The organism is Arcticibacterium sp. (assembly GCF_055134445.1).
In genome coordinates this window covers 1-19,494 of the sequence record NZ_JBSRVI010000146.1, presented here as the reverse complement: position 1 = coordinate 19,494, position 19,494 = coordinate 1, and the positions used below count along the sequence as shown (strand labels likewise).

The window sequence follows — 19,494 nt, the reverse complement described above, 5'->3', positions numbered from 1 at the left end:
TAAAGAACAAATATAAGCCTACAAAGTTTCAGGAGCTTAGTAATTTTGTAGCGAATAATAAAAAATGCAAAGCGGCATTAAAAAAATGACATTAGAAAAAAGAATAGTCCCATTTTCAAAATTAGGCGATTTTCTCACCTCAGAAGCAAATCAAGAAGATTTAAAGTATTGGGCTGCCCAGTGCAAAAACGAAAATGGCTGGTTTACGGAAGATAATGTCTTACTTTCTTTACAGAATATAGGAAAAGAATTTCTTAACAAAGAGGCTTTAGAGAGCTTTGCCTCCGGCATAATAGAAAACTCAGAGCCTAAGAAAATAGGGCTGGTTTCTGCAGGAAATATTCCCTTAGTGGGCTTTCATGATTTACTGTGTATTCTGCTTACAGGAAATGTTGCCTTACTAAAATTAAGTAGTTCCGATAGCATTTTAATGCGTAAAATGATTGCCAAGCTTATAGAATTTGAACCCGAACTAAATGAGCAAATTGTGATAGCAGACAGGCTAAATGACGCCGATGCTTTTATAGCCACAGGAAGCAATAATTCCTCTAGATACTTTGAATATTATTTCGGTAAAAAGCCCAATATTATTAGAAAAAACAGAAGCTCGGTAGCTGTTTTAAATGGAGCCGAAACAGGTCAGGAATTAAGGGATTTTGGTAATGATATTTTCCAATATTTCGGTCTGGGATGCAGAAATGTCTCGAAAGCTTTTGTGCCGAAAGGCTATGATTTCACGCCGTTTTTCCAGGCCATAGAATACTGGAATACCATTCAAATTCATCATAAATACAATAACAACTACGACTATAACAAGTCAATTTATTTGGTAAATATGAACCACCATTATGATAATGGCTTTCTTCTGGTTACAAAGAGTGAGAATCTGGTAAGCCCGATAAGTGTTTTGTTCTATGAAGAGTACGAAAACGAGGCACAATTAAAAGAGATGCTAGAACAGCATGAGGAGAGTATTCAGTGCATTGTCGGCAAGAATCATATTCCTTTTGGCGGAAGTCAAACTCCAAGTATAAATGACTTCGCCGACAATGTAAACACGATAGAATTTTTAAATAACCTTAAATAGGACTAAAGATAGTATCTCTATAGTCTCTCATGGCCATTTTAATCACTTCTTTGGCTTCTTCCACACCGTAGTCATGTGCAATAACACAGTGCTTTGGCTCGTGTGGAAGGTTTTTATAAGTTAAGAAATAGTGCTTAAGTCTTTCCACTACGTCTTTAGGCATATCTTTCAAATCTTTGTATTCTCCATAGATATGGTCTCCTACTAAAACGGCAATAATCTTGTCGTCTGCTTCTCCTTTATCTACTAAACACAGTCCACCAATTGGTCTGGCTTGTAATAAAATATCTCCGTGAGGAATATGGTGAGAGGATAATACACAAATATCAAGTGGATCGCCATCACCAGCAGTTACGCCTTCGGCACCGCTATTTATCGCGTATTCCGCTATTCTTGCCCCGCAGTAGGTTCGTGGAATAAAACCATATAAAGAAGGAACAATGTTGGAATATTTTTGAGGTCTATCAATACATAGATACCCAGTTTCCTTATCGATTTCGTATTTGATAGTATCAGAAGGTACAATCTCAATAAAGGTATTTACAATATTCGGGGCATCATCTCCAATAGAAATCCCATGCCAAGGGTGTGCTTTATAAACAGGTTTCATTATTCTGATTTATTAATATTTTGCAAAGATAATTAAATAGATTACGCTATCACTTAAAACATCTCAATAAGTCATTTCAAAGCGAAAGTGCCCTATAAATAACTATACTTTATAGAAAAATTTCAAACCGCTCTTCTTGGAATCATACCAGTATCGTTTAAGCAAAACAGTACCGTTTAAACTATTTCGGCAAGACAAAAACAGCCCTTCAAGGCACGATATAGGGAAGCGATTCCCAAAATCCATCTCTTTTACTAATGAGTCTGGTTTCTATCAATCCTCTACCCTTTTCTGGCTTCTTATAATCTATTGGAATGTAGAAATTCTTAATCAAAGTGCTGCCTTCCGGAAAATTAAAGACTTCCAGCTCATCATAATTAATTTTGCCACCCTCCGGGAGGGCGACAAATCGGAGTTTCTCTGCATAGTCTGAAAATAGAGGTGTTTTTAAAGAGTAAGGATACACACCGTAAGCAGGAACAAGCTCGCTCAAGATGCTTTAAAAAAACCATAATCAGACAATTTCGTTTTCTCTTTTGCCATTTCAGACTGTTCGAAAAAAAAGAAAAAAGGAATTAAGTATAGCAGACTAAAAGTATAAAGTTTCATGGTATCAAATATAATTTATCAGCACCAATCAAGCGGGTTTAATTGAATTTTCGAACAATTTAATGCATTATCGATAGCAAGCATCAATAAAACGCACTCGGCGAAAACGATTATTCGCTTAATAACGTATCTACCAAGATAAAGTAAGGCACTTCACTAATAACTTCTCCCAAGCCCACTATAATTTCATGAAAACCATTATTCAAACACCCACTGGAAACCAGCTTGTTAGTAATGAGTTCTATCGGAAATTGAACTTCACTCCTCTTAATACCAAGAGTTCAAATACCGTTTCAGACGGAAGGGTTGTTATTGAAATAAACCCAGAGCCTTTTGCCCGACTTGGTATTAAGCTTTACAAACCCTCATGGCAAAAGGAATTAGAGGCTTTGAAAGAAATTACCGAGATAAACGATTTAAAAAAAAACTATTCTTTTGTAACTCCCTCTGGGATGTGGGTTTACCTGATTGAGAAAAAACTGAAGCATCCAATGCTAGAAAATTTCAATTTGTCTGTTTTAGGTAATAACATGGGCATAAGTTTAGAGAGTCCAAATCTCGCACTATCCACCAAGCTTTTTGAATTTATTGGCTTTGAAGTTATCTCCGGTTCAGAAAGCGACAGTTGGATTTCTTTAAAAAATGAAAACAACTTAAATATAAGTCTCATGAGTCCTTTTACATGCCCTCACCTCTTCTTCAATCCTTCTCTTACCTTCTTTAATGGTAAAAATAACATAGATATTATCAAGAAAATAAGAACGCTTCAAATCCCCATTACGGAAGAAATCACCGCGTTTAACCCTGAAGGGAAAGTGGATAATATTATTATTAGAGACCCTGGAGGCTTAGGCTTTTTTATTTTTAATGACTAAAGTATGATGACTTTAATAGCCTTTTTTATTCAAAAATACCTGTAGGCTCATCGTCAAAACTCTTGACGTTTTTGTCCTTCCAATACGCCTTGATGCCATCCCTGCCCTTGTTTTCTGCCCATTTTTCTAGGACGTCTCTTTCTTCTTTAAAATCCATAAACGGCACGGCAAAACCACAGGAAGTCTGTACCATTTCCACGTTTACTTCGTAAAGTTGTCTGGCTCCGTTGCTCACTGGAAATAAAGCATTCCGCTCATCCCATCCTTCGTCTCTTTCGTGATAAACCTTGGCGGTACCATAGCAGCGAAGAATCATAGGTTTGCCCTCAAAAGCACACCACATCAGCGTCATTCTATTCACTTTTTGAAGATGTGCTGCAGTTTCGTTTCCGCTACCAGTAAGATTTCTCCAAATGATTTTATTTGGTCCCAATACCCTTAATGAATCTCGCCCTTTTGGAGATACATTCACTTTTCCGTCTGTCATAGCGGTACCCACAAAAAACATATGCTGAGCTGCTATAAAAGACTTTATTTCTTCTGAAATTTCTGGGTGTACTTTTGCCATGGGCATAAGATTAATGAGTAACTGAAACAAAGTTAAGGTCACAGCTTTAAAATCTTTAGCGTATTTGGTTCAAAAATCAGCTTTTACTGAATGCTAGTTTAGCACCCAAAGCTAGGAACAGCCCTCCCGTACTTTTGTCTAGCCAGTATTTTATCTTAGGATTACTTCTAAAACTGCCAGAAAGTTTGGCTGCAAAAATGGCTACCCCTATACACCAAATGGCACCTGTAAAGAGAAAAGTAAAACCCAAAAGCAAGAAAGGTATAGCGTTATCTGCATATTCTGAGTTTATAAATTGTGGTAAAAAAGCCAAGAAAAATAAGGCCACTTTTGGATTCAGCAAATCTGTAAGTACACCAGACCAAAATACTTTTTTCAGGCTTTCTGTTTTCACTTCTTTCGCTTCTATGTCCATTTTACTTTCCTTTGAAAGCAGCAGTTTCAATCCTAAAAACACCAAATATGCGGCTCCTAGATACTTTACTACAGAAAAAGCTAAGGCAGATTTTGCCAGTAAAATGGATAAGCCAAAAGCCGCCATAATACAATGAATGAGGGCTCCACCCAAAATGCCCAAAGCAGAATAAATCCCGGATTTCTTGCCTTGAGAAATACTCCTTCCAAGAATAAACATGGTGTCTGCTCCTGGAGCAATATTGACAAGGATACCACTCAATAAAAACGCCCAAAAGTTGATAATTCCGAACATAAACTAAAAGTTTTAAACCTAGTTATTAGTATAATATTGATTCTAAGATATTTCAAAAACCCGAAGCTCTTTAATAAGATTTCCCTCGCTTTGCAAAAGTCTTCTTAATGTTAAAAGAAATATTGGTTTGCTTCTAAACATGCAAGAAACTAGCAAGCATTGATTCTGTTATCACACGAGACAGGGATATAATCTTGGACGTCGATTTGTTGATTTGCATAAGATTAAGTTCATGTAAATTGGTTTTATTAAGCTAAAAAAATGAGTAGATTGAAGTTACAAGCAAACTATTGTATAGAAGCTCATTAGAACCATTTGACCCCACGAAATACAATGACACTTCTACAGACATATCACATTTTCGAACATAAAAAGAAGCTAAAATATGGACTTCTATTAGGTCTTTTTATGTTGATTATAACAAATATAGCTTTGGATTATGAGTCAGCACAATTTCAAAACGGGGCTTTTTACATTTCGGAGTCTTTACTCTTTAGCTCTTTTTGGGTACTGTTCCTTCCCTTTTTATTTATACTCTTGAAGCAGTCAAAGGCTAAAATGAAGCCCAACTTACTTCTAACGGGTTTAATAATTACCGTGCATTTAATTACTTATCCAGCATTGGTATGGGCTTTATCTAAAACTTTCTATAACCACACGTTTTCTTATGCTCAGACTTTTCATTTTGGATTATCGGCCAACTTGTTAGAAACCCTTATCATTTACAGCTTCGCCATTATTCTATTTAATGTTGACAAGATTAAACTTCCCTCAGATTCTACAACGCCTGAAAAAGTAATCACAACTAATAGCTTAAGTTCCCTCTTAATTTCCGACCACAATAAAAAGGTAATTTTGCCTGTAGGCGACATTTACTATTTAACAGCCAATTCGCCCTATGTAAATGTTCATGGCGTTTCAAAAAAATATTTGCACGCTGAAACGCTAAAATCCATTGAATCTCAACTGGACCACAATCAATTTGTTCGTATACATAAATCTCATATTGTGAATATCACAAAGGTGTTTTCCATTAAATCTCGTAAAAACGGAGACTACGACATTACGCTTACAGATCATACTACGCTGAGAGTAAGTCGCAGTTATGCTCAAGATTTCAAAACCAAGCTGGATAGCTCTCATCGTTTCACCGCAAATTAAACTCCACTCGCACCATTATATTAGAACACAGAAAGTTTATAACACGAGTTTTACACAAAAATCCCGACAATATGAGCAGGTTAAGCTTTAGTAAATACTTTTTGCTTTCATGTTTTTTTTCCGTGAGCTGTAATGGTCAAACGACTGACTTTTCGAAAAATGGCAGAAGTAAAATAGTAGGCGGTGGATGTGATGGCTGTGAACTGATGTATATCGGAATGCCAAAAGAAATTCCTTCCTCAAACACCAGCCTTGCCTGGAATGAAACAGGTCAAAAAGTAATGATAACAGGAACGGTATATCAGATAGACGGAAAGACGCCGGCACCTGATGTCATTATCTATTACTGGCAAACAGATAATGAAGGTTATTATTCACCAAAACTTGGTATGATTGAGCAGGCAAAAAAGCACGGGCTTATTCGTGGCTGGGTTAAGACTGATTTAAATGGAAAATACACCATTAAAACCATTCGACCAGCACCATATCCCAAGCAATTAATGCCTGCCCATATTCATTTGTCTATTAAAGAACCAGACGTCTATGATGAATACTACACCGATGAAATCACCTTTGATGATGATAAATTTCTAATACCATATTTCAAGAAATATCCTAAGGAAAATCGTGGTGGAAATGCAGTCGTAAAAGTACTTTTAAAAGATAATTTACAAATTGTAGAGCACAATATCGTACTGGGATTAAACATTCCAAATTATCCAAAAGAAAGTACGGTCAATAACATTTCAGGCTTAAACATTGGAGAAGCACAACCCTCCTTTACGCCTTTCCACGCCTATGGACCAGACAAAGGAACCAGAACCTGTCCTGTCTGTAAATACGGCCGTTATCACGGCATAATCTATTTTGTAGGCCATAATCCTAACTGGCAGGATATAAATAAATGGCTGACTTTTTTAGAGATAGAAAGTGAGAAACGGAAAAGTTACCTGAAGGTCTATTTTGTTTACGGAAATGAAAAAAACTATAACCAAGAAGCACGACAATCCAAACTTGAAAACTTGGGTTCTGAGCTCCATCTTCAGCATACTGCATTGACTTTCGTACCCTCTTTTACCGACCATAAATCGGAAGCTCATCGCAATAAGATAAACCCAGACCGAGAAAATACTTTTATCATCTACAAACATGGAAACATCGTAGATAAGTATATTGACTTGTTAGCTTCAGAGGACAATTTCAATACTATTTCTGCTTCTTTGGACAGAACACAAGGAATTTATTTTGATTTGCCTGAGCCCAAACACAAATAGAATAACCTTAAAGTTCATAATCCTGAAGGCAACATTTTTAAGATGCATTCCTTTTGGTAGTTCAAGGAGAAAGCAATGCATTTCACTTAAACCTTTCAGCAAAACTTGTTTGAAAACTTACTTGCTTTATGGCAGTAAGCGAATATTCCCAAAGGTGGTGAAAATGAAATTTGACTATATCAGAACTTAAATTTAGGCAGAAAATACTGAAAACCTAATCGTGACATTTCACTAAAAATAACCCCTTACTATGAGCTTAATGCTCCTAAATGAGATTGACTTCCATAAGGAATGTTCTTCATGTATATAAAAATCCCAGTATTAAATTTTAAGATTTTACTCATTTTAGCTCTGCCCTTTTTAAGCTGAAGGCATTTTGCTACCTTAAGCCTTTCTTGTAAGCTCAAAAGATTCCAATTTAACCATGATAAGTTTAAGAACAGCACTCCTCAGTATATTCCTATTTTCGGCCTTTTTAATAGGCTGCCAGTCTTCAAACGAAACTGCTGAACAAACACCTACCAAGGTGGCTATAGATTCTATAGCCTACCAAAGCGAAGATTTAATTGTAAAACGTCTATCAGAACATACTTATCAGCATATTTCGTTTCTAAATACCGACGATTTTGGGCGAGTGGCCTGCAATGGCATGTTTGTCATAAATGATGGAGAAAGCATGGTTTTTGACACCCCTTCTGATAGCAGTAGCTCAGAGGAACTAATAGCTTTTCTTTCCGATAGCTTAAAGACAAAAATTAGGGGAATGGTAGCCACCCATTTTCACGACGACTGTATTGGAGGAATAACTCAGTTTCAGGCAGCCAAAGTCCCTACCTACGCTTCTTATAACACCATTGCCCACATTGGCACCACTTTCTTAGTGCCCATTCATGGATTTGATGACATCCTTAAACTCAAAGTAGGCGGAGAAAATGTTTTTGCAGAATACTATGGTGAAGGCCACACCAGAGATAATGTGATAGCCTCTTTCCCACTAGACAATGTCATTTTTGGTGGCTGTCTGATTAAGGAAGTAGGAGCTAAAAAGGGCTATCTAGGAGACGCAAATATTGCTGCATGGCCAGAAACAGTGACCAAACTAAAAGCAAAACACCGGAATGCTAAAATCGTAATCCCGGGCCATGGTAAGCCAGGCGGTACTGAACTGTTCGATTACACCATAGAGCTTTTTCAATAATCTTATATTTCTATTTCAAAACGAAAAAATCAGGCATGTCTTAACAAGATATTGGTAATTAAGAAGGTAACTTCAACTTATTAAAATCTAGAGCACAAAACTTAGAAGATTTTCATTTTTTTTAAACCTAATGAATGAGCAAACCGTTTATTCTTTGTCAACACAAACATGAAAAAGCTTTAGAACATTTATAATGAACAGAATAGTAGAAATAGAAAAAGAGCTGAGCGACCTAAGACATCAGCTAAGAACGCACAAACTTTATGAAAACCTAAGAAGCCTAGAAGACATTAAAGTCTTTATGGAAAATCATGTTTTTGCGGTATGGGATTTCATGTCTTTGCTGAAAGCCCTTCAAATAAAACTCACGACTACAGAAATACCTTGGACACCGAAAAAGGATCCTGTTTTGGCCAGATTTATCAACGAAATAGTTCATGGAGAGGAGAGTGATATCAATGAATTAGGCGAAGCCAAAAGTCATTTTGAAATGTACTTAGAAGCCATGAACCAAATAGGTGCTAGTACATTAGAGATTGACAGGTTTATTGAACTCATTATAGATAAGGAGTCTGTCAGTGATGCTCTTGGAGCTTTAAAAATACATGATGAAGTGGCTAACTTTGTTAATTTCACCTTTAGGATTATTGAAACCGAACAGCCTCATTTGGTGGCTGCAGCCTTTACTTTTGGTAGAGAAGACCTGATTCCAGATATGTTCATGGAGATTTTAAAAGGAGCGGATTCCAAGAACGAACACTATAATAAACTAACTTACTATCTAGAAAGACATATTGAGCTAGATGGTGATGAGCACGGTCCACTCTCCCTAGAAATGATAAGAGTACTTTGTGAAGAAGATTCTGAAAAATGGTCGGATACCTTTACAATAGCTAAACAGGCCTTAGAGCAAAGAGTGAAACTTTGGGATGCCATATCGAAGCAAATTGAAATCAAAAGCCTAGTCTTGGGGTAAAGTTTTGAATAATAGCTCCAAATTTAAATATAGTAAACCTTGAAAGACCCATTTTTTACGGCTTTTGAGCACACTCCAGATATCCCGAACTTACCTCATAAGTTTACATACCCTTTTGATTATAAAGTAGATGACATTTGCCTTTTAGCAGCAAAAAAACTTCAAGAACACCTCAATAACCAGACCGATTGGATTCATAATTTCGGCTTAGTGCCAGAAATAGATGGACCAGTCATTGGAAAGATGTTTGGTGTGATGGTGGTTGAAACACAAGAAAATGAAATTGGTTATTTATCAGCTTTTTCTGGTAAACTAGCCGGTGGAAATAACCACGCTAAATTTGTACCTCCCGTTTATGATGCTTTGATAGAAGGCAGTTTCCTGAATTTAGGTATGCAGGAGCTCACCAGAATGGGAGAAAACATCAAAAAACTTCAAAAAACGGCTTCTTCTAAAGAAATCAATGATTTGAAAGATGCTCGAAAAAAGTATTCCCAGACACTTCAAAATAGGCTTTTTGACCACTATTTCTTTCTAAATGCTCTTGGAGAGAAAAAAAATATTCGAGAAATATTTAAGAATAATATCAATTGCAATCCGCCGGCTGGTGCAGGTGAATGTGCTACGCCAAAACTACTTCAATACGCCTTCCTGCATAAAATGAAGCCCATTGCCATGGCAGAGTTTTGGTGGGGCAAATCTCCTAAATCCGACTATTGGAAACATGGTGCTTTTTATCCGGCTTGTGAAGAAAAATGTCGACCTATATTAGGGCATATGTTAAAAGGTATTTTGGTAGACGAGAAACCCAAGCGAACCTAAAAAAACGACATAAAGTGTTAACAATCAATAACATTTTGTTTTAAAAATGTTAACATAAAGTATAGGGATCTGTCTTCACTTTTACGGTTTAACAAACCAAAACTTAAAGACATGAAATCAAAATTACTCTTTCTACTGCTCATCTGTTTCTATAATGGCTTCGGTCAGCTTGTCATTCAGCCTAATATCAAAATCCCATTGGACAGTTTGAAACGAGTTGTGTTTCAAGACGCTTTAAACGATTTTCTAGAAGCGGCTCATAAAGGAGTCAAAGGCAATCCTTACCAGTTTGAGGGTGAAAAACTATCAACACAACTACTTTTAGATGAAATGGAAGGCATTACAGCTGGGAAGCTCTACCAGCCTTATCTTTTAAATATGATAGAGCAGCAGAAAGGCACCTATCTTATTCAGATGGCGTATTTACAAGTGCAAAATGGGGAACTTATTTTAAAGGCCAATTTACAACTGATAGCCCATCAGGAAGCCGACCACTTTAAATTCTCAACACCTCTAAAGAGAAACACCTTACACTGGAAATCTAAACAAATTGAGAACACTACCTTCTACTATCAAGCCAATCTCAATTTTGAAAATACGCTGGCATATGTACATAAAACAGCGGAATTTGATACTAAACTGAAGCTTCTTCAAAAAAATACGGCCATTTATCTTACAGAAAATCTAATAGACCTTTTGAAACTTATTGGTATAGATTATATGGCTCCTTATAATGGACGCACACACGGCTCTACTATGGCCTCACTGGATAATGATCAAATTATAATCCAAGGAATAGGCGACCCTAATTTCGAAAATTTTGATACTCATGATTTATGGCATGACAGGCTCGGTTTGGCGATAAATAGGAATAAAACCAATAGACCTGTGGATGAAGCCTGTGCTTATCTTTATGGCGGAAGTTGGGCTTATTCTTGGGATGAAATTCTAAACAAGTTTAAGGCTAAATATGCCTCTAAAAAAGACATTGATTGGAAGTATTATAAAGAAAATCCTGAGAATTTTGGGGAAAGCCAAGACAAGCATTTAATGGTTGATTATGTGGTAAATGCTCTTATTATAGATAAACTAGAAAAGGAAAAGGGCTTTGCTGCTGTTTGGGAATTGCTGCGTTGCGGAGCGTATCAAAAAGGGAATGCAAATTACTACGAAACCTTAGAAAAACTTACTGGAACCAATCAAGATGTCTATTCGGATATGGTATGGGCTTTAATTAATTCTTCAAAATAATAATGGAATTAGTCAGGCATTCTAAGTCATAAATTCTATTTTTAAATAAATTTAATAACTCATGTTTAATCAAAGCTTCGAAACCTACTTTCAAGGTTTTGATTATGAGTGTTAAAGCAACAACCCAATCATTGAACCTATGACGAATATCAACAGAAGAAACTTCCTTAGAAAAACATCACTTTCCGCAGCTACTATCACGGCGGGCTCACTCTTGGCTCAAGCCGCCGAGGCTCAAACAGCTAGAAAGTCTACCGCCCAATACATGGGGGATTTTGCAGCACCAAAGCTCCCAAAAATAAAAGCCGCATTTATAGGTGTAGGCTCCAGAGGACCTGGACATATGAAGTTTTTTGCTGAAATGGAAGGCACAGAAGTGGTAGCCATCTCAGATTTATATGAAGACAACGCCACCAAATGGGCGGCCAAAGCCAAAGAAATTGGTAAAGGTCAAAGACATAAGAATGTAAAAACTTACTTTGGAGCAGAAGATAAATGGAAGGTCATGCTCCAAGAGATAAAACCTGATGTCGTTTTCATTGCCACCAATTGGAGTAATCATGCTCCTATGGCCATTGAAGCCATGAAACAGGGAGCTCACGCTTTTGTGGAAGTACCTATCGCTCTCACATTGGAAGAAATGTGGGAAATAGTAGATACCTCTGAAGCGACCCAAAAGCACTGCATGATGATGGAAAACGTCAACTATGACCGTGACGAACTCATGTTTTTAAACATGTGTCGCCAGGGTGTTATAGGTGAATTACTGCACGCGGAAGCCGCATATATTCATGAATTAAGGTTCCAAATGAAAGAAGAAGAACGTGGTACGGGTTCTTGGCGTACAGCTCACTATGCCAACAGAAATGGCAACCTCTACCCTACCCATGGACTGGGACCTGTAGCTCAATATATGAATTTGGGTAGAAAAGATGACAACTTCAAAAGCTTGGTCTCTTTCTCAACCCCATCTTTAGGTAGAAAGCTATACGCTGAGAAAAATTATGGCACAAACCACAAATGGAATAAACTAGATTATAAAGGAGGTGATTTAAATACCTCCATCATTAAAACCAATCTAGGCCGAACGGTTATGGTTCAATGGGACGAAACAAGCCCAAGGCCATATTCTAGATTAAATTTGGTGCAAGGTACCTCAGGCACGCTGGCAGGTTTCCCTACGCGTGTGGCTTTAGAAGGTGGTTTTCCGGGAGCTACAGAAAGTCACCACGAATGGATTGAAGGTAAAAAACTACAACTCCTTTATGACAAGTACGACCATCCTTTGTATAAAAGACTAAATCAAAAAACGAAAGATAGTGGGCATGGTGGCATGGACGGCATGATGATGTACCGAATTGTAGAATGTCTCCAAAACGGCCTTCCACTAGACCAAAATATGTATGAAGGCTGCCTTTGGAGTGCTGTATCTCCACTAAGCGAACGCTCAGTGGCTAGTGGTGGAGCACCTCAAAACTTTCCCGACTTCACAAGAGGAAACTGGAAAAACACGAGCCCATTGGCTATCATTAGTTAATATCCTATTTATGAAACAAACATTTAAACCATTCTATTGACCAATTATTAACCAGAATAAATGAAAAAAAGAGAATTTCTTAAGAGTGCCGCTGCTTTGGCGTCACTTACCGTTATGCCATCTGCCATTTGGGCAATGGACAAAAAGAAGACTTTAAGAACAGCCCATATTGGCTTAGGAGGCATGGGCCGTGCAGATTTAGAAGCCATAGCTTCTCACCCTTCTGTGGAAGTGGTTGCTTTATGTGATGTAGATACTAAAGCTTTGGATATGGTAAAAAGTACTTACCCCAATGCTAAAATTTACAAAGACTATAGAGATTTATTGAAAGAAATGGGCAAGGAGATAGACGCCGTAGTAGTTTCAACACCAGACCATAGCCACGCTCCCGCCTCTATGATGGCGATGGAAATGGGCAAGCAGATTTATTGTCAAAAGCCGCTTACCCACCATGTATCTGAAGCGAGAGCCATGAGCAAACTGGCGGCTAAAAAGAAACTGATTACTCAAATGGGTATTCAGGTACACTCTTTTTATGATTATAAATTAGCAACACTTCTTATTCAGTCGGGTATTATAGGTAAGGTTTCTACCGTAAGAGCATGGTCTCCTAAAAACTGGGGAAATGATGGCCCAGCACCTATGGGAAGCGATCCTATTCCAGCAAATTTAGATTGGAACCTTTGGTTAGGAACCTCTCCAGAAAGACCTTACAAAGAAGGTGAATATCACCCAGGCAACTGGCGTAAAATTATGGATTATGGCTGTGGTACTTTAGGGGATATGGGTGTTCATATTTTTGACACGCCGTATAACGCATTGGCATTAGATGTACCAAGAACCATCATAAACGATTGCCGCCAGCCTACAGGTTTTGGTTTCCCAGAAGAAAACAAAGTGACTTATGAGTTCCCTGGAACGCCATACACCGCCGAATCTCTTAAATGGGTATGGTATGACGGTGTAAATGCTCCACTAAGCCACCCCGATCTTGCTTTACCTAACGGCGAAGATTTACCAGACCAAGGTGCCATGTTCATTGGCGAAAAAGGCAGATTATTATTGCCGCATTTTATGCAATTACCAAGACTAATTGTTAATGGTAAATATGAAGAACTAGATCTTTCAGAGCTCAAAGCTAAAGGAGCTATTGGCGATGTTTTCAGAGATTATGATGTGGAAGGTAAAAGACATTACCACCAGTTTGTGGATGCCTGTTTAGGTAAAGATAAGTGCTCAGCACCATTCTCTTATGCCTCAAGGTTGACAGAAACTATTCTTTTAGGTGTGATTGCAGGAAGATTCCCAAATCAAACTTTACATTGGGACAGTGAAACTGCCAAATTTAAAGAAGAGGCGGCCAATGCATTTTTAGATGCTCCTTATAGAAAGTTTTAAGTCTTTTTTAATGCGTATTCCAAAAGAGGCTGCCTGCATAGGTAGCCTCTTTTTCTTTTACCAAAACAGCCCCCAAAGTCAAAGACTAAGGCGGCTGTGCTCTAAACTAAACTAATTAACTGTAAGAAATCATTAACTCGAATTAATTATTAGAGAAACATAACTCGAGTTTGTGGGAATTTTATCACTCCCAACCCCCACCTAATGCTTGATAAATACCAACAAAAGCATTCATTTGTTGTTTCTTGGTTTCTACCAACTCAAACTTGGATTCTAAGGCATCTCTTTGAGTCAATAAAACTTCCATATAATCTGCTCTCGCTGACCTAAAAAGTCGGTTTGAAATATCTATAGACTGCGTAAGTGCCTCCACTTCTAATGCTTTCAAATCGTAGCTCTTTTTCAGGTTATCAATTTTTGAAAGCTTATTCGCTACTTCAATGTAAGATTTGAGTAGTGTTCTTTCATAATTATAAATAGCCTGAATTTGAGAGGCATTTGCATTATAATAGGTCGCTTTAATCGCATTTTTATTGACCAGCGGACCAACCATATCCCCTATTAAAGAAGTCATTAAAGACTGAGGTATTTTGGCTAAGTAAAGCGGATTAAAAGCTTGTAAACCTAAGTTTGCCGAAATGCTTAACGAAGGATAGAAATTGGCTTTAGCCACTTGTATATCCAATTTAGCGGCTGCCAATTGAAGCTCAGCTTGCTTTATATCAGGACGATTTTGTAGCAATTCAGATGGTATCCCTGCATGAACTCCATCCGTGTTTAAATCGTTAAAACCATTAGAATTCCTGTCTATATGCCGGGGATATCTACCTACCAAAAAGTTGATTCTATTCTCGGCTTCTACTATTTCCTGCAAAATATTGAACTGAAGGCTTCTGGTACTAAAAACTTCCGCTTCAAACTTACGTACCGCCAACTCTGTAACACGGGTAGCTTCTTTCTGCATCCTTACTATTTTCAGGGCATTACTCTGTATCTCAATATTCTGTCTTACTATTTCTAGTTCATTATCTAAGGCCAGTAATTCGTAATAAGAGTTTGCTATTTCAGCTATCAGGTTAGTCACCATGAAATTTTTGCCTTCCACACTAGCCAAATAACGCGTAAGAGCCGCCTTTTTGGCATTCCTAAGTTTGTGCCAAATATCTACTTCCCAAGAGGCATAAGCACCAACACCAAAATCTGGTAAGGGGTCTGGCGTTTCTCTTCCTGGTTTTATATCAGTGGTAGCCTCACTAGAACCTTTGCTGGTATATCTTCCTACTTTATCAAAACCTGCTCCACCCCTAATATCCACAAAGGGCATATACTCCCCTTTTCTGGCCATTACTTCATTCTGTGAGATTTGTATCTCCTGTAAAATGATGTTCAGTTCCTGATTATTACTTAGGGCAGTATCTATGAGAGACGTTAGATAAGGATCTTGAAAGTATTCCTGCCATTTAAGCTTCCCAGAGTTTGCAGTATCCTGCGAGTCGTTAAAACTCGCAGGTATTGATTTATTGACATTCTTCTCCACCAAAAGTGGGGTTTTACAAGCTGTAAATGCCAGAGATAAGCTCGTTAAACCTATATATATTAACTTTTTACTCATTTGTGTCATCTTTTATATTTGTTAAACCTAAAAGTTTTTTAAGTTTCGCATTGGCCTTACGGATGTTGTTTAAAATTTTGCTTTCCTCTTCCAAAGACCTCACAAACTTCCCAGACAACGACTCATTTTCTTCATTTTTAATCAGTTGTTTACCATCCGCCATCGTGCCAAAAATGTAATACAGGCCTGGAATAATGATAACCCCAATAAGTGTCCCGAAAAGCATTCCACCCATGGCTGAGCCACCAATGGTTTTATTTCCAATGGCTCCTGCTCCATGAGCCATAACCAACGGAATTAAACCGGCAACAAAGGCAAAAGAAGTCATTAAAATAGGCCTAAATCGCACTTTAGCTCCTTCAATGGCCGCCTCAAAAACGGTCATACCTTGCTGCCTTTTTTGAACGGCAAACTCCACTATCAACACGGCATTTTTCCCTAAAAGACCCACCAACATTATAAGTCCAACCTGAGCGTAAACGTCATTGGCAAGACCCATTGCTTTTAAAAGAAGGAATGAACCGAATATCCCTACAGGAAGTGAGAATATTACTGCCAAAGGCAAAAGGAAACTCTCATATTGAGCGGCTAGCACTAGGTAAACAAAAATCAACACCACCAAGAATACATAAATAGACTCATTCCCACGGTTAGACTCGTCATAAGAAAGTCCTTCCCATGCTATATCATAACCTTTAGGAAGTGTTTCTTTAGCCACTGTTTTAATGGCCGCTATGGCGTCTCCCGTCGTATATCCTTTTGAAGGCTGCCCTTGAATAGAAGCCGAGTTGTACATGTTATACCTCGTAATCTCGTTTGGTCCCTGCTTCTTCACTATTTTCATAAAAGAAGAATAGGGCACCATTTCACCGTGATCGTTCTTCACAAAAAGATTAAGGATATCGGACGGAAGTCTTCTAAATTCTGGAGAAGACTGCACATAAACTTTGAAGAAACGCCCAAAACGAATGAAGCCTTGCTCATAAGTACTACCAATCAAAATATTCAGGTTTTCCATGGCATCGCCAATAGAAACACCTTTTTGCATAGCCGTTTGATTATCTATTTCTAACTCATATTGAGGATAATTGGCAGCAAAGAAAGTAAACAAGCCACTAAGCTCTTTGCGTTTTTCTAGCTCCGTCATGAAGTTTTTGTTAATCACATCAAACTCCTGATAATCCGTTGAGTTAGTTTTATCTAATAAACGCATGGAGAAACCTCCAGAAGAACCAAAACCTGGAACAGCTGGTGGCTCAAAGTACTCTACCACGGCACCTAAGTCCCTTGTTTTCTCTTCCAACTCCTCAATGATCTCATGCACCGTATGCTCTCGTTCTGACCATGTTTTAAGGTTTATTAAACATGTACCTGCGTTTGACCCTCTACCTTCTGTCATGATTTCATAACCTGCCAAAGAAGACACCGATTCTACGCCTTCTATTTCTTCACAGATTTTTTGAAGTTCCTGAGATACTTTATTGGTTCTTTCTAATGTAGCACCTGGAGGGGTTTGAATAATGGCATAAATAGTACCTTGATCTTCACCAGGTATAAAACCAGCAGGAAGAACTTTATTGACATAAACTATCCCAAAACCAAAGACTAAAAGAATGACAAATGTTAGTAATCGCTTGTTAACTATTAACCTCAATAAACTTACATATCGACCCGTAAGCTTATCAAAAGCTTTATTAAATTTGTCTAGTAGCCAGTCAATTGGGGACTTTTTCTTTGGTTTACCATGGTTATTTTTCAGAATCATGCCACATAATACGGGTGTCAATGTTAAAGCCACCACCGCAGAAAGAATAATGGCACTGGCCATGGTAATAGAAAATTGACGGTAAAAAGTACCCACGGGGCCAGACATAAATGCAATAGGCAAAAACACAGAAACCATGACCAAAGTGATGGCGATAATAGCACCACTAATTTCGCCCATTACTTTCTTAACAGCATTATAGGGAGAGAGGTGTTCTTCCTCCATTTTGGCATGGACGGCCTCCACCACCACAATGGCATCATCTACCACAATACCAATAGCGAGCACTAAAGCAAACAGCGTTATTAAGTTTATGGAGAGACCAAACAGTTGCATGACAAAGAATGCTCCTATAAGTGAAACGGGAACCGCAATGATAGGAATCAACGTAGAACGCCAGTCGCCAAGGAAAATAAATACCACCAAGGCCACTAAGATAAATGCATCACGCAGCGTATGTGTTACCTGCTCCATGGAGGCGTCTAAGAACTTAGAAACATCATAACTAATTTTATAGTCCACTCCTGGAGGAAATGATTCTTTCATTTCCTCCAGTTTACTCTTCACATCTGCTATAACCTCCGTAGCATTACTACCAAAATTTTGCTTAAGTACAATGGCCGCAGAAGGGTGCCCATCTAGATTGGAATAGATATCAAAAAACTCACTTCCCAGTTCTACCGTGGCTATATCCTTCAGTTTTATACTCTCACCTTCAGAATTGGCCCTAATAATAACATTGTCGTATTCTTCAGGTTTATTAAGCCTTCCTTTATAAGTTAAAACATACTCTAAAGACTGTGCCGCTATACCAGAACTTTGCCCAATTCTACCCGGACGACCAATGATACTTTGCTCGGCCAGAGCTTCCATAACTTCTTCTGCAGAAATACTGTAAGCACGCATACGGTCAGGATTTAACCAAACACGCATGGCATACTGTCTACTACCCAAAATCTGCGTTCTTGCCACACCATGAATCCTGTTTATTTCAGGGATCATATTTACGTTGGCGTAGTTGTACAAAAACTTCTCATCCAGGTTTTTGTCTGTACTATAAAGGTTAACGTACATCAACATACTCGGTTGAATGGGTGTGATGATCACACCTTCTCTTTGAACCAGATCTGGAAGTAAAGGCATCACTTGGTCAACCCTCGTTTTTACCCTAATTACCGCCAAATTGGGGTCTGTCCCGGGTTCAAAAACTATCCTAAGCGTGGCCTCTCCTGCACTGGTGGCATCTGTGGCCATATAACGCACATCTTGAGTACCGTTAATGGCATTTTCCAGTGTTATCAAGGTGGATTGCACCAAAATGTCTGCACTTGCACCTGGGTAGGCAATAAATATATTAACGGTGGTAGGGGCAATTTCCGGAAACTGAGATGTCGGTAACTGCTTTATTGCTAGCGAGCCTGTAAAGAGAATGATAACCGAAATAACGATTGCCAATACAGGTCTGTGAATGATATTACTAAACATAATTCTACTATATTTTAATTATTCGGCATACAGACCTAAATCAGAAATCACAGCCTCAGGTTTTAAGAATTTAAATTCTATTTTTTGGTTTTCTTTTACCTTACGCAAACCTTCTAAGAGGATTTTATCGCTTACCTCCAAACCTTCAGAAATAGCAAATAAGTGTGGCAGTTCAGCGGCGATTTTAATTTGTCTAGAACGGATAATACTATCTTTATCAACGACATAGACATAGATTTTATCCAAAACCTCAAAAGTTGCTTTTTGCGGAATGATAAGGGTATTTTTAAGTGGTTTGCTTACTTGTATATTGCCAGTTTCACCATGTCTTAAAAGCCCTTTTGGGTTTGGGAAAGTTGCTCTAAAGGCAATATTTCCAGTTTCATTATTAAAGTCTGCCTCTATGGTTTCTACTATTCCAGGGTAATCAAATGGCTTATTATTAGCCATCATTAATTTCACTTTTAGCATGCTTGATTTATCCAAACTAGCCTTATAATCAAGGTATTCTGCTTCAGGAACATTAAAATAGACCCACATTTTGCTATTATCAGACA

Annotated in this window: 17 protein-coding genes; 10 read left to right on the top strand and 7 right to left on the bottom strand. The window is 38.0% G+C overall.

Features of this window, described 5'->3' with window-relative positions:
- Positions 1 to 85: 85 nt before the first annotated feature.
- Positions 86 to 1,087, top strand: a complete 1,002-nt coding sequence (locus tag ACTBZY_RS18900; protein ID WP_463047924.1) for an acyl-CoA reductase — start codon at positions 86 to 88, stop codon at positions 1,085 to 1,087.
- Here ACTBZY_RS18900 and ACTBZY_RS18895 read toward each other — a convergent pair.
- Entirely contained in the window at positions 1,080 to 1,697 is a 618-nt protein-coding gene (locus ACTBZY_RS18895) for an inorganic pyrophosphatase (RefSeq protein WP_463047923.1), read from the bottom strand. The two genes, ACTBZY_RS18900 and ACTBZY_RS18895, sit on opposite strands and share 8 nt — an antisense overlap.
- A 208-nt stretch (positions 1,698 to 1,905) precedes the next feature.
- Entirely contained in the window at positions 1,906 to 2,190 is a 285-nt protein-coding gene (locus ACTBZY_RS18890) for a hypothetical protein (protein WP_463047922.1), read from the bottom strand.
- Between the two features lie 304 nt (positions 2,191 to 2,494).
- Between ACTBZY_RS18890 and ACTBZY_RS18885 the strand changes: the two genes are divergently transcribed.
- A complete protein-coding gene (locus tag ACTBZY_RS18885) occupies positions 2,495 to 3,181 on the top strand; it encodes a hypothetical protein (protein WP_463047921.1) in 687 nt (228 codons plus the stop codon).
- A gap of 25 nt (positions 3,182 to 3,206) precedes the next feature.
- On the opposite strand, the gene ACTBZY_RS18880 is transcribed toward ACTBZY_RS18885, so the two are convergent.
- Positions 3,207 to 3,749 carry a pyridoxamine 5'-phosphate oxidase family protein gene (locus tag ACTBZY_RS18880; protein ID WP_463047920.1) on the bottom strand — a complete coding sequence of 181 codons (543 nt, stop codon included), beginning with the start codon at positions 3,747 to 3,749 and terminating at the stop codon, positions 3,207 to 3,209.
- 76 nt (positions 3,750 to 3,825) lie between these two features.
- Positions 3,826 to 4,458 (bottom strand): LysE family translocator, encoded by a 633-nt coding sequence (locus ACTBZY_RS18875; RefSeq protein ID WP_463047919.1) that lies wholly within the window; start codon positions 4,456 to 4,458, stop codon positions 3,826 to 3,828.
- 333 nt (positions 4,459 to 4,791) lie between these two features.
- Between ACTBZY_RS18875 and ACTBZY_RS18870 the strand changes: the two genes are divergently transcribed.
- The 8 genes from ACTBZY_RS18870 to ACTBZY_RS18835 all read left to right on the top strand — a co-directional run bounded on the left by ACTBZY_RS18870 (position 4,792) and on the right by ACTBZY_RS18835 (position 14,075).
- A complete protein-coding gene (locus ACTBZY_RS18870; RefSeq protein WP_463047918.1) occupies positions 4,792 to 5,619 on the top strand; it encodes a LytTR family DNA-binding domain-containing protein in 828 nt (275 codons plus the stop codon).
- Between the two features lie 71 nt (positions 5,620 to 5,690).
- Positions 5,691 to 6,893 (top strand): dioxygenase family protein, encoded by a 1,203-nt coding sequence (locus ACTBZY_RS18865; RefSeq protein ID WP_463047917.1) that lies wholly within the window; start codon positions 5,691 to 5,693, stop codon positions 6,891 to 6,893.
- 424 nt (positions 6,894 to 7,317) lie between these two features.
- Entirely contained in the window at positions 7,318 to 8,091 is a 774-nt protein-coding gene (bla, locus tag ACTBZY_RS18860; RefSeq protein ID WP_463047916.1) for a subclass B1 metallo-beta-lactamase, read from the top strand.
- A gap of 193 nt (positions 8,092 to 8,284) precedes the next feature.
- Positions 8,285 to 9,067 (top strand): DUF3050 domain-containing protein, encoded by a 783-nt coding sequence (locus ACTBZY_RS18855; protein WP_463047915.1) that lies wholly within the window; start codon positions 8,285 to 8,287, stop codon positions 9,065 to 9,067.
- A gap of 39 nt (positions 9,068 to 9,106) precedes the next feature.
- A complete protein-coding gene (locus tag ACTBZY_RS18850) occupies positions 9,107 to 9,889 on the top strand; it encodes a pseudouridylate synthase (RefSeq protein ID WP_463047914.1) in 783 nt (260 codons plus the stop codon).
- 111 nt (positions 9,890 to 10,000) lie between these two features.
- A complete protein-coding gene (locus ACTBZY_RS18845; RefSeq protein ID WP_463047913.1) occupies positions 10,001 to 11,140 on the top strand; it encodes a hypothetical protein in 1,140 nt (379 codons plus the stop codon).
- Positions 11,141 to 11,279: 139 nt separating this feature from the next.
- Entirely contained in the window at positions 11,280 to 12,677 is a 1,398-nt protein-coding gene (locus ACTBZY_RS18840) for a Gfo/Idh/MocA family protein (RefSeq protein ID WP_463047912.1), read from the top strand.
- A 60-nt stretch (positions 12,678 to 12,737) separates the two neighbouring features.
- The gene (locus tag ACTBZY_RS18835; protein ID WP_463047911.1) at positions 12,738 to 14,075 is read left to right on the top strand and encodes a Gfo/Idh/MocA family protein; all 1,338 of its coding nucleotides are present in this window, start codon (positions 12,738 to 12,740) and stop codon (positions 14,073 to 14,075) included.
- A 184-nt stretch (positions 14,076 to 14,259) separates the two neighbouring features.
- On the opposite strand, the gene ACTBZY_RS18830 is transcribed toward ACTBZY_RS18835, so the two are convergent.
- From ACTBZY_RS18830 to ACTBZY_RS18820, 3 genes are all read right to left on the bottom strand, one after another.
- The gene (locus tag ACTBZY_RS18830) at positions 14,260 to 15,687 is read right to left on the bottom strand and encodes a TolC family protein (protein ID WP_463047910.1); all 1,428 of its coding nucleotides are present in this window, start codon (positions 15,685 to 15,687) and stop codon (positions 14,260 to 14,262) included.
- Complete coding sequence (locus ACTBZY_RS18825; protein ID WP_463047909.1) at positions 15,680 to 18,937, bottom strand: efflux RND transporter permease subunit; 3,258 nt, start codon at positions 18,935 to 18,937, stop codon at positions 15,680 to 15,682. Before ACTBZY_RS18825 ends, ACTBZY_RS18830 begins: the two co-directional genes overlap by 8 nt.
- Positions 18,938 to 18,955: 18 nt before the next feature.
- Positions 18,956 to 19,494 (bottom strand): efflux RND transporter periplasmic adaptor subunit (locus tag ACTBZY_RS18820; RefSeq protein WP_463047908.1); only part of this gene is annotated, 539 nt, incomplete at its 5' end.

Bases quoted from the DNA above. Each gene is read 5' to 3' on its own strand.
- ACTBZY_RS18900 (WP_463047924.1), top strand. From the start codon at position 86: ATGACATTAGAAAAAAGAATAGTCCCATTTTCAAAATTAGGCGATTTT.
- ACTBZY_RS18895 (WP_463047923.1), bottom strand. From the start codon at position 1,697: ATGAAACCTGTTTATAAAGCACACCCTTGGCATGGGATTTCTATTGGA.
- ACTBZY_RS18885 (WP_463047921.1), top strand. From the start codon at position 2,495: ATGAAAACCATTATTCAAACACCCACTGGAAACCAGCTTGTTAGTAAT.
- ACTBZY_RS18880 (WP_463047920.1), bottom strand. From the start codon at position 3,749: ATGGCAAAAGTACACCCAGAAATTTCAGAAGAAATAAAGTCTTTTATA.
- ACTBZY_RS18875 (WP_463047919.1), bottom strand. From the start codon at position 4,458: ATGTTCGGAATTATCAACTTTTGGGCGTTTTTATTGAGTGGTATCCTT.
- ACTBZY_RS18870 (WP_463047918.1), top strand. From the start codon at position 4,792: ATGACACTTCTACAGACATATCACATTTTCGAACATAAAAAGAAGCTA.
- ACTBZY_RS18865 (WP_463047917.1), top strand. From the start codon at position 5,691: ATGAGCAGGTTAAGCTTTAGTAAATACTTTTTGCTTTCATGTTTTTTT.
- bla (WP_463047916.1), top strand. From the start codon at position 7,318: ATGATAAGTTTAAGAACAGCACTCCTCAGTATATTCCTATTTTCGGCC.
- ACTBZY_RS18855 (WP_463047915.1), top strand. From the start codon at position 8,285: ATGAACAGAATAGTAGAAATAGAAAAAGAGCTGAGCGACCTAAGACAT.
- ACTBZY_RS18845 (WP_463047913.1), top strand. From the start codon at position 10,001: ATGAAATCAAAATTACTCTTTCTACTGCTCATCTGTTTCTATAATGGC.
- ACTBZY_RS18840 (WP_463047912.1), top strand. From the start codon at position 11,280: ATGACGAATATCAACAGAAGAAACTTCCTTAGAAAAACATCACTTTCC.
- ACTBZY_RS18835 (WP_463047911.1), top strand. From the start codon at position 12,738: ATGAAAAAAAGAGAATTTCTTAAGAGTGCCGCTGCTTTGGCGTCACTT.
- ACTBZY_RS18830 (WP_463047910.1), bottom strand. From the start codon at position 15,687: ATGAGTAAAAAGTTAATATATATAGGTTTAACGAGCTTATCTCTGGCA.
- ACTBZY_RS18825 (WP_463047909.1), bottom strand. From the start codon at position 18,937: ATGTTTAGTAATATCATTCACAGACCTGTATTGGCAATCGTTATTTCG.